General features: G+C 68.7%; 14 protein-coding genes. 7 read left to right on the forward strand and 7 right to left on the reverse strand.

Annotation, left to right across the window (positions count from 1 at the left end; genetic code table 11):
- Positions 1-29 precede the first annotated feature (29 nt).
- Both E3T54_RS13985 and aspS read right to left on the reverse strand, forming a co-directional pair.
- Entirely contained in the window at positions 30-971 is a 942-nt protein-coding gene (locus E3T54_RS13985) for a hypothetical protein (protein WP_134476228.1), read from the reverse strand.
- Between the two features lie 141 nt (positions 972-1,112).
- Positions 1,113-2,426 (reverse strand): aspartate--tRNA(Asn) ligase, encoded by a 1,314-nt coding sequence (gene aspS / locus E3T54_RS13990; protein WP_370255583.1) that lies wholly within the window; start codon positions 2,424-2,426, stop codon positions 1,113-1,115.
- Positions 2,427-2,505: 79 nt separating this feature from the next.
- On the opposite strand from aspS, the gene E3T54_RS13995 reads away from it, so the two are divergent.
- Genes E3T54_RS13995 through ccsB form a run of 5 tightly spaced genes read left to right on the forward strand, consistent with a single transcriptional unit; the run spans position 2,506 to position 7,175 of the window.
- Positions 2,506-3,150, forward strand: coding sequence for a histidine phosphatase family protein (locus E3T54_RS13995; protein ID WP_134476229.1), 645 nt, complete (start codon positions 2,506-2,508; stop codon positions 3,148-3,150).
- A complete protein-coding gene (locus tag E3T54_RS14000) occupies positions 3,147-3,746 on the forward strand; it encodes a TlpA disulfide reductase family protein (protein WP_134476230.1) in 600 nt (199 codons plus the stop codon). The genes E3T54_RS13995 and E3T54_RS14000 overlap by 4 nt, the downstream gene beginning before the upstream one ends.
- A gap of 2 nt (positions 3,747-3,748) precedes the next feature.
- Entirely contained in the window at positions 3,749-4,507 is a 759-nt protein-coding gene (locus E3T54_RS14005; protein ID WP_134476231.1) for a cytochrome c biogenesis CcdA family protein, read from the forward strand.
- A complete protein-coding gene (locus tag E3T54_RS14010) occupies positions 4,491-6,170 on the forward strand; it encodes a cytochrome c biogenesis protein ResB (protein WP_134476232.1) in 1,680 nt (559 codons plus the stop codon). The genes E3T54_RS14005 and E3T54_RS14010 overlap by 17 nt, the downstream gene beginning before the upstream one ends.
- 51 nt (positions 6,171-6,221) lie before the next feature.
- On the forward strand, positions 6,222-7,175 hold the full coding sequence (gene ccsB / locus E3T54_RS14015; RefSeq protein WP_134476270.1) for a c-type cytochrome biogenesis protein CcsB: 954 nt from the start codon (positions 6,222-6,224) through the stop codon (positions 7,173-7,175).
- A gap of 116 nt (positions 7,176-7,291) precedes the next feature.
- On the opposite strand, the gene E3T54_RS14020 is transcribed toward ccsB, so the two are convergent.
- The 5 genes from E3T54_RS14020 to E3T54_RS14040 all read right to left on the reverse strand — a co-directional run bounded on the left by E3T54_RS14020 (position 7,292) and on the right by E3T54_RS14040 (position 10,185).
- Positions 7,292-8,272, reverse strand: coding sequence for an o-succinylbenzoate synthase (locus E3T54_RS14020; RefSeq protein WP_134476233.1), 981 nt, complete (start codon positions 8,270-8,272; stop codon positions 7,292-7,294).
- Positions 8,273-8,327: 55 nt separating this feature from the next.
- Complete coding sequence (locus E3T54_RS14025; RefSeq protein ID WP_134476234.1) at positions 8,328-8,594, reverse strand: hypothetical protein; 267 nt, start codon at positions 8,592-8,594, stop codon at positions 8,328-8,330.
- A complete protein-coding gene (locus tag E3T54_RS14030; protein ID WP_092323342.1) occupies positions 8,591-8,920 on the reverse strand; it encodes an ATP-dependent DNA ligase in 330 nt (109 codons plus the stop codon). Before E3T54_RS14030 ends, E3T54_RS14025 begins: the two co-directional genes overlap by 4 nt.
- Before the next feature lie 78 nt (positions 8,921-8,998).
- Positions 8,999-9,943 (reverse strand): RNA polymerase sigma factor RpoD/SigA, encoded by a 945-nt coding sequence (locus E3T54_RS14035; protein ID WP_134476235.1) that lies wholly within the window; start codon positions 9,941-9,943, stop codon positions 8,999-9,001.
- On the reverse strand, positions 9,940-10,185 hold the full coding sequence (locus E3T54_RS14040) for a hypothetical protein (RefSeq protein WP_134476236.1): 246 nt from the start codon (positions 10,183-10,185) through the stop codon (positions 9,940-9,942). The genes E3T54_RS14035 and E3T54_RS14040 overlap by 4 nt, the downstream gene beginning before the upstream one ends.
- Positions 10,186-10,333: 148 nt before the next feature.
- On the opposite strand from E3T54_RS14040, the gene E3T54_RS14045 reads away from it, so the two are divergent.
- Complete coding sequence (locus tag E3T54_RS14045) at positions 10,334-11,245, forward strand: 1,4-dihydroxy-2-naphthoyl-CoA synthase (protein WP_134476237.1); 912 nt, start codon at positions 10,334-10,336, stop codon at positions 11,243-11,245.
- 8 nt (positions 11,246-11,253) lie between these two features.
- Positions 11,254-12,414 (forward strand): AMP-binding protein, encoded by a 1,161-nt coding sequence (locus E3T54_RS14050; RefSeq protein WP_166804929.1) that lies wholly within the window; start codon positions 11,254-11,256, stop codon positions 12,412-12,414.
- The last annotated feature ends 7 nt before the right edge of the window (positions 12,415-12,421 follow it).

The following is a 12,421-nucleotide window of genomic DNA, read 5'->3' on the forward strand; positions in this document are numbered from 1 at the left end:
TGCGCGTTATTCGCGTCGTTTAGCGCGCACTACTGCGGTTTCGCGGAGGTTTGCTGGGCGATGACTCGCCGCACGCGGTTGAGGAACGCCCGTTGGCGCGTGAACACATCGTCGGGTACCACCCGGATGACGCGCCACTGGTCGGTTTCGAAGATCTCGCGCCGAGTGATGTCCCCGCGAAAACGCTCTTTGTCTATCCGGTGCCCGTCGCCTTCGTACTCGAACAGGAGGCGGGCCCACGGGTAGGCGAGGTCGGGTTTCCCGAGGCGCCGCCCGTCGACGTCGAAAATCACCTCGTTGACGACAGGTTCTGGCAGGCCGTCATCGACGAGGATCAGCCGTAACCACGTCTCCGGGCGCGAATCCACGCCGGTGCGCACCCGGGCGATTGCCTCCCTGAGGTTCTTCGCGCCCCGGCGGCGGGCGCAGCGCAGCACGCCGGCTCTCAACTCGGCGATGGTGGCCAGCGGGGGCTCGCGGCCCGCGTCGGTGACCCGACCGGAGACGAGGTAGTCGCCGGCGGCAATGAGGTCGTAGAGCGTGAGGTGCGTAGCCAGCTGGCACCACGTCGATACCGGGTCGGTCACCACGAAGCCGTCGAGTTCCCGGAACCGGGACTCGATGCCGCCGAGCGCGTGTCCGACCACGCCGACGACGCGAGGCGGTTGGCCGCGCTCGTTCACGGCAACGTGGAGGGTCTGATCGTAGGCGAGGGACGGGGGCAGCGGGATCAGGTAGAGCTGCGCCGCCGTGATGTGGCTGAAGGCCTGGCCGGCGGGCATCCGCGGCAGGTAGCCCTCGCACCGGCCGTGCACGGCCGTGAAGTCGAGGTCGATCGCGCGCACGCCACGGGACGGTCGCTGCACGTCGGGGGCGAGCAGCCGGCCTCGTCCCAGGGTTTCCGGGGGAACATCCGTGGTGAGGAACGCACGTCCGCGGAGCGGCTCTGGGAGGATCGTTCGGTTTCGCACCCGGTCATGATGCCTTCTTCCGCCCGTGCGCGCCGAACCTGTCCACAGCCCACCGCGAGACTGCAGTTGTGCGCGCTAAAACGCCCGAATAACGCGCACAACAGCGGTTTCGCGGGGAGGAGAAGGGGGAGGGAACGGGGGTTAGGGCTCGAGGCGGGTGGGGCCGCGGAACAGGTAGGTGACCTCGCGGATGCTGGTCTGGTGCAGCATGAGCATCAGCACCCGGGCGAGGCCCATGCCGAAACCGCCGTGGGCCGGCACGCCGTAACGGAAGAAGTCGAGGTAGGTCTCGAGCTCCTCCGGGTCGAGGCCCTTCTCCTTCGCCTGCTCGACGAGCACGTCGATGCGGTGCTCGCGCTGGGCTCCGGTGGAGATTTCGGTGCCGTTGAAGATCAGGTCGTAGCTGTTGGTGAGGCCCGCGTCGCCCTCGTGGCGCATGTGGTAGAACGGGCGGATGCTCGACGCGTAGTCGGTGAGGAAGACGAACTCGTGGCCGTAGGTCTCCTTGACGTACGCGGCGATCCGGCGCTCGCCCTCCGGGTCCATGTCGTCGTCGTCGCGCGGAACCTCGTAGCCGTGCTGCTTGACGATCTCCTTCGCCTCGGCGAGGGGGATGCGCGGGAACGGCTTGCTTGGAACGGTCACCTCGACGTCGAAGAGGGTCTTGACCTCGTCGCCGTGCTTCGCCTTGACGGCCGTGAATGCGGCGACGAGCAGATCCTCGTGCAGCGCCATGACGTCTTCGTGGCTGTCGATCCAGCTGATCTCCGAGTCGATGCTGGTGAACTCGGTGGCGTGGCGGCTGGTGAACGACGGGTCGGCGCGGAACGCGGGCCCCACCTCGAACATCTTGCCGAAGCCGGCGGACTGCGCCATCTGCTTGAAGAACTGCGGGCTCTGCGCGAGGTAGGCCTTGGTGTCGAAGTACTCAACCTCGAACAGCTCCGCACTGGACTCGCTGGCGCTGGCCATCAGCTTCGGGGTGTGCAGTTCGATGAAGTCGTTGTCGACCCAGTAGGTCCGGAGCGCGTGCTCGAAGGTGGTCTGGATGCGGAAGATGAGGTTCTGCTTCGGGTTGCGCAGGTCGAGGAAGCGCCAGTCCATGCGCTTGTCCAGGCTGGAATCGGCCGCGATCGGCGTTTCCGGGATCGCGAGGGTGACGATCTCCAGCGTGGCCAGCTTGATCTCGATGCCGCCGAGCTTGACCCGCTCGTCGTGCTTGAGCTGGCCGGTCACGGTGACGAAGCTGCCCTGCGAGAGCGACGAGATGCTCGTGGCCGGCTCGTCGGCGATGACCACGCCGTCGGCATCCGAGTTGCGCGGATTGACCAGCTGCACGGCGCCGGACTCGTCGCGGAGCACGACGAACTGCACCTTCTTCTGGTCTCGCACCGTCTCGACCCACCCGGACACGGAAACGGGGCCGTCGTCGAGGGCGGACAGGTTCTTGATCAATACGCGCGCATTCACGTGGCAAGTTTAGCCGAACGGCTCTCGGCGAATTCGCGGCCGGGCCCTCCGTAGACTGGAACACGTGGTAGCTAGCCAGATACATCTCGTGCGGCACGGTGAGGTTTTGAACCCCGAGCGCGTCCTTTATGGAAGGCTGCCGGGATTCGGCCTCTCCCCCCTGGGGCAGAAGATGGCCGAGGCAGCCGCGGCAGACCTGGTCGACCGGGGTCGCCCGGTCGCACGCGTCGTCTCCTCACCGCTGCAGCGCACGCGGGAATCGGCAGAGCCGATTGCCGCCCTGTTCAACCTGCCGGTCTCCACCGACGACCGCCTGATCGAGCCGCAGAACCGCTTCGAGGGAACCAGGCTGACCGGCCCGGGCGGCGCGCTCCGCGACCCGCGAAACTGGCCCTCGCTGACGAATCCGCTCCGCCCGAGCTGGGGTGAGCCCTTCCGGTCGATCGCAGGGCGGATGCTCGCCGCCGTCGACGAGGCCTGGCGCTCGGTCGAAGACGGAGACGTCGTGCTCGTCAGCCACCAGCTGCCGATCTGGATGGTGCATCGCGCGCTCACCGGCGACCGCCTGCCCCACGACCCGCGCAAGCGCCGCTGCGAGCTCTCGAGCATCACGACCCTCTCCCGGCGAGGCGAGGCCTTCGTCGAGGTCGGCTACGCGAACCCGGCCGGGCACCTCCAGGTGCTGGCCACGGATGTCGGAGCGGTATGAGGCGCCCCCGTTTCCTGACCGTCCTCGCTGCGGCTGCGACACTGTCCATCCTGCTCGCCGGATGCGCCTCCGACCCGCTCGCCGAGCAATACCGCGAGGGCAGCAGCAAGGGCTTCATCGCCGGGGACGGCAGCTGGACCGAGATCCCCGCGGCCAAGCGCGGCGACGCCGTGGCCTGGAGCGGGACCACCGAAAACGGCAAGGCCGTGTCCTCGTCCGATTACGCCGGCCAGGTCGTCGTCCTCAACTTCTGGTACGCCAGCTGCGCTCCGTGTCGTGCCGAAGCCCCCGACCTGCAAAAACTGAACCAGGAGTTCGAGGGGAAGGGCGCCGCGTTCCTCGGCGTCAACGTGCGCGACCGGGCCGCCAACGCGATCGCGTTCAACGACACCTACGGCATCACCTTTCCCTCGGTGATGGACGTCGAGGACGGCAGCATGCAGCTGGCGTTCAGCGGGAGCATCCCGCCCAACGCCGTGCCCACGACCCTGGTCCTGGACAGCTCCGGCCGCGTGGCCGCGCGGATTCTCGGCCGGGTGTCGTCGCCGTCAATCCTGAAGACCTTCATCCGCGACACGATCGCCGAGGACTCGTAGGCGTGGGTGATCCGTTCGGGGAACTCGTCTTCAGCGGCCAGCTTCTCATCGCGATCCCGATTGCCGTGCTGGCCGGACTCGTCTCCTTCGCGTCTCCGTGCATCCTCCCGCTCGTGCCCGGCTACCTCGCCTACATCGGCGGCTTCACCGACGGGCGCACGCCGGCCAGGGGTGATCGCAGCGGCCGGAACCGGCTCCTCGCCGGCGTCGGCCTCTTCATCCTCGGATTCACGCTCGTTTTCGTGCTCACCGGCGTGATGTTCGGCGCGGCGGGATTCTGGCTCAACCAGTACCGCGACCTGATCACCCGCGTCGCGGGCGGCATCGTCGTGCTGCTCGGGCTCGTCTTCATCGGCCAGTTCGGCGCCATGCAGCGCACGGTCAAGTCCTCGTGGCGTCCGCGGATGGGGCTCGCCGGGGCGCCGGTGCTCGGCGCCGTCTTCGCGATCGGCTGGACACCGTGCACCGGGCCGACGCTCACCGCGATCAATTCCCTCAGCCTGAGCTCGGGGTCACCCTGGCAGGGCGGCCTGCTGGCCCTCTTCTACGCCCTCGGCCTCGGCATCCCGTTCCTGCTGATCGCCCTCGGCCTCAACTGGGCGACCGGAGCGGTCGCATTCCTGAAGCGGCATATTCGGGTGATCAACCTGATGGGCGGCGCCCTGCTCATTCTCATCGGCCTGCTCATGGTCAGCGGCGTCTGGAACGCCTGGCTCCTCGATCTCCAGGGGGTGATTGGCAACTTTGTCCCGGCCATCTGACCATTACGACTCCCGCCCGGCCCGCTCCGGCGTCGACGTCACCCAGCCGCGGCTCGGCACGACGGGCTGGCTGCGCTGGTTCTGGCGCCAGCTCACGAGCATGCGCACGGCGCTGTTCCTGCTCCTGCTGCTCGCGATCGCGGCCGTTCCCGGCTCGCTCGTGCCGCAACGCAGCTCCGACCCGAACGGCGTCACCCAGTACTTCGCGAACAACCCGGACCTCGCGCCCGCCCTCGACACCATCCAGGCCTTCGATGTGTACTCCTCGGCCTGGTTCTCCGCGATCTACCTTCTGCTCTTCGTCTCCCTGATCGGCTGCGTGATCCCGCGCACGAAGCACCACCTGCAGGCGCTCCGAGCCACACCCCCGAAGACCCCGGCCCGCCTGGCCCGGCTGGCCGGGTTCACCACCCGCGACGCCCCCGCCGGCACGGATCCCGCGGCCGCGATCGATTCCGCGCGCGGGCTCCTCAAGGAGAGCGGCTACCGCGTCGCCCGGTTCGACACAGAGCGGGAGGCCTCCGTCTCGGCCGAGCGCGGCTACCTCCGCGAGACCGGCAACCTCGTCTTCCACTCGGCCCTGGTCGGCATCCTGATCACCGTCGGATTCGGCAGCGGATTCGGTTTCAGTGGTCAGCGCGTGCTCGTCGAAGGCCAGACCTTCGTGAACTCGCTGCTGGCCTATGACTCCTTCAACCCCGGACGTTTCTTCGACGACGCCAGCCTCGACCCCTACAAGTTGAAGCTCGACGACTTCACCGTCGACTACGAGACCGAGAACCTCAAGGCCTTCGGTCAGCCGCTCGACTTCACCGCCGATGTCACGGTCACCCCGAGGGGCGAGGACCCCGAGCCCGCCGCGGTCAAGGTCAACGCTCCGCTCCGGACCGGCGGCACGGATGTCTACCTGCTGGGCAACGGCTACGCCCCGACCATCACCGTGAAGGACCCCGACGGCAAGGTCGTGTTCACCGACTCGATCCCGTTCCTGCCCCAGGATGCCAACCTCACCTCGCTCGGAGTAGTGAAGGTCCCCGACGGGTTGCCCGAGCAGCTCGGCATGATCGGTTTCTTCTACCCGACCCAGGCCGCATCCCAGTCCGGGGCGTACTTCTCGTCCTTCCCGGATCTCGAATACCCGCTGCTGACGCTCAACGTCTACGCGGGCGACCTCGGCCTGGATGAGGGCGTTCCGACATCCGTCTACTCGCTCGACACCGACAAGATGGAGCCGCTCGCCACCCGCACGACCACGGTCAAGCCGCTCGAGCTGAAGCCGGGCCAGACCGTGGACCTGCCGAACGGGCTCGGCTCGGTGACCTTCGAGGATGCCAACCCCGGCGCCGCGAAGGGGGACTTCTCCGGCTCCGTGCTGCGATTCGCCTCCTTCGACATCCACCACGACCCGACCCAGGGCTGGGTGCTCCTGTTCGCGGTGCTCGTGCTGCTCGGCCTGCTCACCTCCCTGTTCGTGCCGCGCCGCCGCGTCTGGGTGAAGGCGGTCCGGCAGGACGACGGCTCGGTGCGCCTCGAGTACGCCGGACTCGCCCGCGGCGACGATCCGGCCCTCGAAGCCGCGGTGGCCGCACTGGCCGACCGCCACAGCGCCCGGCTGACCTCGCCCGCGTCCGCGCCGCTCGCCCCCGCCCCTGAACAGACTTAGGCTGGCCTAGTGAATCTCAATGAGCTCTCGATCCTGAGCCTGTACTCCGCCATGGGCGTCTACGCGCTCGCGTTCATCGCTTTCTCGATCGACCTGGCCCGGCGTTCCTCCGCCGTCGGCGCGGTCCAGGCTGACGAGCTTTCGTCGCCCGAAGCCCGAGGCGCCGCCGGGGCGGCATCCGGGGGCACGACCACCCTGACCCGGATCAGCACGCGCATCGCGAACGACGCGGCCACGCCGTACGGCCGCTCGTCCAGCCTCCGGGTCGGCGTCTCGCTGACCGTGCTCGCCTGGGCGCTGCACCTGGCCGCCGACGTGCTGCGCGGCCTGGCCGCCGGCCGGGTCCCGTGGGCGAACATGTACGAATTCGCGATGACCGGAACCCTCCTCATCGTCACGGTCTTCCTGATCGTGCTGACCCGGGCCGACCTGCGCTTCCTCGGCACCTTCGTCACCGGCCTCGTGCTCATCCTGCTCGGAGTCGCGGCCCTCACGTTCTACGTCGAGGTCGCGCCGCTGCCGCCGGCGCTCCAGTCCGCGTGGCTGGTCATCCACGTCTTCGTCGCCTCGCTGGCCACCGGTTTCTTCGCTCTCGGCTTCGCCCTGAGCGTCGTCCAGCTGCTGCAGTTCAAGCGGGAGAGCCTTGCGGCCGACGCCCGGGCAGCCCGGCTGCGCTTCGTCGCAACGCTGCCCTCCTCGGTGACCCTGGAGAACCTCGCCTACCGGGTCAACATCATCGGGTTCATCCTCTGGACCTTCACTCTCATGGCCGGGTCCGTCTGGGCCGAGCAGGCCTGGGGCCGCTACTGGGGCTGGGACACCAAGGAGGTCTGGACCTTCATCATCTGGACCATCTACGCCGGGTATATCCACGCCAGGGCGACCCGCGGATGGCGCGGTTCCCGGTCGGCGTGGCTGGCGATCATCGGCTTCAGCGCCGTCTTGTTCAACTTCGGCATCGTGAACGTCTTCTTCAAGGGCCTGCACGCCTACTCCGGCCTGTAGAAAATCTCACAAGCTCAATCAGGATGCCGCTGAGTTGCGGAGAAAGTACCTTCATTTCGCTCGGGAAGGTACTTTTTCCGCGACTCAGTTGAGCTGGGTGGGGGCTGCGAGATCGCCTAACCAGCGAGGAGCGCGTGGGTGCGGGCCAGGCGGTCCAGCCACCAGTCGCGACGGTCGTCGGCCGCCGCGTGGCGCTCGAGCAGCGCCGGATCGGGAGTGACCCGGCGCACGGCAACGCGACCCTGGACCGGGATGAGCGGCTCGTTCGTGACATCCGCGGCCAGCAGCGCGGCCGTTCCGAGGCCGCAGTCGAACGACAGGTCGGGGATGGCAGCGGCGAGGTGCGCGCCCATCGAGATCCCGATCGAGGTGTCCAGCGCGCTCGAGACGACGACGGGCAGCCCGGCTTCGCGGGTGATCGACAGCGCCGCACGGATGCCGCCGAGCGGCTGGGCCTTCACCACCAGGATGTCCGCCGCATTGGCCCGGGCCACCGCGAGCGGGTCATCGGCGCGGCGCACGCTCTCGTCGGCGGCGATCGGCACCCCCATGTACCGAGTGCGGACCCGGATCTCGGCCAGCTCCTCGACGGTCGCGCAGGGCTGCTCCACATACTCGAGGTCGAACCCGGCCAGGGCGTGCATGGCGTGCTCGGCCTCGTCCACATTCCAGAGCCCGTTCGCGTCGACGCGGATGCGCCCCTCCGGCCCGAGTGCCGCGCGCACGGCGCGCACCCGCGCCACGTCCTCGGCCAGGGTGCGGCCCGGATCGGCGACCTTGACCTTCGCGGTGCGGCAGCCGGGAAAGCGGGCCAGGACCGCGGCCACGGCCTCGGGTTCGACCGCGGGCACCGTGGCGTTCACCGGCACGCTCGTGCGCAGCAGCGCGGGCGTTTCGTGCCAGCCGAAATCGATGGCTGCCCGCAGCCAGGCCGCGGATTCGGCATCGTCGTATTCGGCGAACGGCGAGAACTCCGTCCAGCCGTGCGGGCCTTTCAGGAGCAGGGCCTCGCGGCTCTCCAGCCCCCGGAACCGCGTGACCAGGGGCAGGGAGACAACGCGCGCGGTACCGAGCAACTCGTCCAGTGAGGGCAGCATCCCCCCAGTCTGGCACTCGAGCGCGACGGAGACCGTCAGCCTCGGCCCGGTCAGGTCAGAGAACATCCCGCATGAACGCGTTGTCCGGCTCGGGGCCGACGTCCGCGCCGTTGTTGTTCGGCTTGGTGTTGACCAGGACGACGGAAATCCCGGGCGCAATCAGCAGGTAGGCATCCTCGATGCGGCCTTCGCCGCTGTTCACGCGCAGCCAGTACGGCCGGCCCGCCGCCAGCGCCGTGGCCAGTTCTTCCTGGACCGACGCGACGGTGCGCCCGCCGAGGGAGTACGGCCGGCCCCCGTAGACGATGTCGATCCGGTTCACGGCGTCCCCTTCGTCAGCGTGGTCGGCGTCGGATGCGGCTCGGGAACGATCTGCAGCCCACCGGAGGAATTGGCGGTGAACATGAGCGCTTCGATCCATTCCCGGTTCAGGCTCGGGGTTCGGGCGCCGAAGTACTTGTAGGCGATCGGGATGCCCGGATTCAGCCAGATGGTGCTCCGGCCGCCGCCGCCCTGCGGGTCGTCCCTCCACGTGAAGTAGAAGGACTCTCCGCGGCGCAGCTTGGCGCCGATCACGACCTGGATGTGCGCGAGTATTCGATCGTCGAAGTCAGCCGTGAGCGTCGAATCGTATGTCAGCTTGCCCATTGCACCGCTCCCCGTTCCCCGGTCTTGTGAGAGTACCTCGGTTCGAGGCGCGCCCACCATGCTCAGTTCGGGGGGTACTCAATCCCTCAGGTAGCGTTCCAGGCGCGGCACATGCAGGAGGGCCAGTGCGCGCTTTTCGATCTGCCGGACCCGTTCCCGGGTCACGCCCTGGATCAGCGCGATCTGGTCGAGGGTTCTGGGGGCGTCGCCGTCGAGACCGAACCGGGCCTGGAGGATGGCGCGTTCCCGGGGTGGCAGCGCGTCCAGGTAGAACGTGATGTCCGCCGCCCGCAGGGCGATGGTGGCGTATTCATCCGGCTGGGGCAGGTCGTCGTCGATGATCAACTCGGAGATGTCCCCGATGCCGTCCCCGACGGGAGCGTGCAGGGAAATGGGTTCGTTGTCGTATTGCAGCAGTCGAGCCACATCGCGGGCCGGAATCTGGGTGGCCTCGGCGAGTTCGCGCACGGTGGGGTCGCGGTCGAGCGTGCTCGTCAGGTCGCGGCGAATCCGCTTGATCTTGTTCAGCTTCTCCGCGGTGTGCACCGGGATCCGGATCATCCGGGACTTGTCCGCCATGCCGCGGTGGATGGCCTGGCGGATCCACCAGGTGGCGTAGGTCGAGAACTTGTACCCGGTCATGAAGTCGAACTTCTCGACCGCCCGCACGAGCCCGATGTTCCCGTCCTGGACCAGGTCCATGATCGGCACTCCGCGGCCGGAGTAGTGCTTCGCGATGCTCACGACCAGGCGCAGGTTCGCTTCGATGAAGTGGTTCTTCGAATGTCGTCCGTCGTGTACGAGCCACGCCAGTTCGCGTTCGAGGTCCGGGTCATCGATGTTTCCCTTGAGGAGTTTCTCCTCGGCGAACAGGCCCACTTCGATCCGTCGGGCGAGGTTCACCTCGTCTTCGGCGGTGAGCAGGGCGCCCTTGCCGATCCGGCGGAGGTAGTCGCCGAAGGCGTCGGTGGAGGCCCGGCCGTACCGAGCGCTCGACGGGGCGGAATGCGCGGTGATCGTCATGACATCACCACCCGTCCGGCGAAGCTCGCGGCCGCTCGTTCGAATGACGCGTAATAGGTTCTCTCACGGAGAAGCCCCAGGTGAGTGACTTCGAAGGCGCCCTCGACCTGCTGGATGAATCCCAGCACCGCCGACGCCTCCCCGTCGGCAATCGACCGGTCGCAGATGCGCCATTCTGTGGGTGAGAGTTCGGTAATTCGGACTTCGAGACGGTTCATACCGTCATCTGCGACGTTATTCATGACACCTCCGGGTCGTACCAAGGACACAAGTACATAACGCGCAGGAATGGCGCTCAAGGGGGTTGACATTCCCGCGCCGAGCGGCCAATCTTTGTCCTCCGAATGGGGGACCGCCGACGAGGACCGGAGCCCCGCGTAGTCTTGCTGCATGACCGAACAGGTGTCCGAAATCTTTGACCCAGGCCAGTGGCGGGATGTCGCCGGCTTCGACACCCTCACCGACGTGACCTACCACCACGACCTGACCGGCCGGATCGCCCGCGTGGCGTTCAATCGGCCAGAGGTGCGCAACGCCTTCCGCCCGCGCACCGTCGACGAACTCCACGCGGCGCTCGAGGACGCACGCACGAACCCGCGCATCGGGGTCGTGCTGCTGACCGGGAACGGACCCAGCCCGAAAGACGGCGGCTGGGCGTTCTGCTCGGGGGGAGACCAGCGCATCCGCGGCCGCGACGGCTACAAGTACGCCGACGGCGAGACGGCGTCGGGGATCGATGCCGCGCGCGGCGGGCGGCTGCACATCCTCGAGGTGCAGCGCCTCATCCGCTTCATGCCCAAGGTCGTCATCGCGGTCATCCCCGGGTGGGCCGCCGGCGGCGGACACTCCCTGCACGTGGTGTGCGACCTCAGCATCGCCAGTGCCGAGCACGGCAAGTTCAAGCAAACGGATGCCGACGTGGGCTCCTTCGACGCCGGCTACGGCAGCGCGTACTTCGCCCGCCAGGTCGGCCAGAAGGCGGCCAGGGAGGTCTTCTTCCTCGCCCGCGAATACTCCGCGCAGCGCGCGCTCGAGATGGGCGCCGTGAACGCCGTCGTGCCGCACGCGGACCTGGAGGCGGAAGCCCTCGACTGGGCCCGCGAAATCCTGACCAAGTCACCCACCGCCATCCGGATGCTCAAGTTCGCGTTCAATGCCGTCGACGATGGCCTGGTCGGCCAGCAGGTGTTCGCCGGTGAGGCCACCCGCCTGGCCTACGGGACGGACGAAGCGGTCGAGGGCCGCGACGCCTTCCTCGAGAAGCGCGAGCCGGACTGGGGTCCCTACCCCTGGCAGTTCTAGGCGCGTCCATGACGAGGGCGCTGATCGTTGTTCCGGCGGACAACACCACCAGGCTGCTGGCCCTGCTGCGGTCGGCGCTCACCGGGGAGGGCGACGCCGTGATGCCGGTCCCAGGGAGCGCGGGCGCCCGGCCGAGCGGAACCGTGCCGCGCCGGGTCGCCGTGGTGATCGAAACGTCCGGCTCGACCGGCGCCCCGAAGCGGGTGATGCTCAGCACGGACGCTCTGCTGGCCGGAGCCGCGGCGTCGAACGTGGCCCTCGGCGGCCCGGGGCAATGGCTGCTCGCCCTGCCCGGTCACTACATCGCGGGGGTGCAGGTGCTGGTGCGCTCGATCGCGGCCCAGACCACGCCGCTCGTCCTGCCGCCGGGCGGGTTCGACCCGGCCGCCTTCATCCGGCTCGCGGAGCGGCTCGGCGAGCCCCTCCGGTTCACCTCCCTCGTGCCCGTGCAACTGGCCCGGCTGATGGATGCCGCGGCCCAGGACCGCCCCAGCCTGGCCGTGCTCCGGCGCTTCACCGCCATCCTCGTCGGCGGCCAGGCGGCCCCGCCGGAGCTGCTCCGCCGCGCGGCCGAACTGGACCTGCGGGTCGTGCGCAGCTACGGCTCGTCGGAGACCGCCGGGGGCTGCGTGTACGACGGGGTCCCCATCGGCGACACGAGGGTTCGGGTCGTCGACGGGCAACTCGAGATCACCGGCGCCGTGCTGGCCGAGGGGTACCTCGGTGACGCGAGACTGACCGCGGAGCGCTTCGTGAGCGAGCACGGGGTGCGCTGGTACCGCACCGGCGACCTCGGTTCCGTGGATGCCCGGACCGGCCTCGTGCGCGTCTTCGGCCGCGCCGACAACGTCATCATCTCCGGCGGCGAAAAGGTGTCGCTCGACGCGGTCGAACGGGTCGTGCGCACGCTCCCCGGCCTCACCGAGGCGGTCGTCCTCGACGCCGACGACGCGGAGTGGGGCCAGGTCCCGGTCGTCGTGCTCCCCACCGCCCGGGCGGAAGGCGGCGTCCCTCCGGCCGACCTGGCGCGCGTTCGCGGGGCCGTGGCATCCGCGCTGGGCAGGGCGGCGAGGCCGGCACGGGTCGTGGCCGTGGCCGAGATCCCGGTGCTGGCCTCGGGCAAGCCGGACCGGCAGGCGTTGCGCCGGCTGCTCGCCTCGGCCCCGTAGCCCGGCC

The organism is Cryobacterium sp. Sr8 (assembly GCF_004403225.1).
Lineage (GTDB): Bacteria > Actinomycetota > Actinomycetes > Actinomycetales > Microbacteriaceae > Cryobacterium > Cryobacterium psychrotolerans.

Excerpts from the sequence above, each read along its gene's own strand:
- E3T54_RS14000 (WP_134476230.1), top strand. The coding sequence starts at position 3,147 with ATGAGGCGCCCCCGTTTCCTGACCGTCCTCGCTGCGGCTGCGACACTG.
- ccsB (WP_134476270.1), top strand. The coding sequence starts at position 6,222 with ATGGGCGTCTACGCGCTCGCGTTCATCGCTTTCTCGATCGACCTGGCC.
- E3T54_RS14020 (WP_134476233.1), bottom strand. The coding sequence starts at position 8,272 with ATGCTGCCCTCACTGGACGAGTTGCTCGGTACCGCGCGCGTTGTCTCC.
- E3T54_RS14030 (WP_092323342.1), bottom strand. The coding sequence starts at position 8,920 with ATGGGCAAGCTGACATACGATTCGACGCTCACGGCTGACTTCGACGAT.
- E3T54_RS14035 (WP_134476235.1), bottom strand. The coding sequence starts at position 9,943 with ATGACGATCACCGCGCATTCCGCCCCGTCGAGCGCTCGGTACGGCCGG.
- E3T54_RS14040 (WP_134476236.1), bottom strand. The coding sequence starts at position 10,185 with ATGAATAACGTCGCAGATGACGGTATGAACCGTCTCGAAGTCCGAATT.
- E3T54_RS14045 (WP_134476237.1), top strand. The coding sequence starts at position 10,334 with ATGACCGAACAGGTGTCCGAAATCTTTGACCCAGGCCAGTGGCGGGAT.
- E3T54_RS14050 (WP_166804929.1), top strand. The coding sequence starts at position 11,254 with ATGACGAGGGCGCTGATCGTTGTTCCGGCGGACAACACCACCAGGCTG.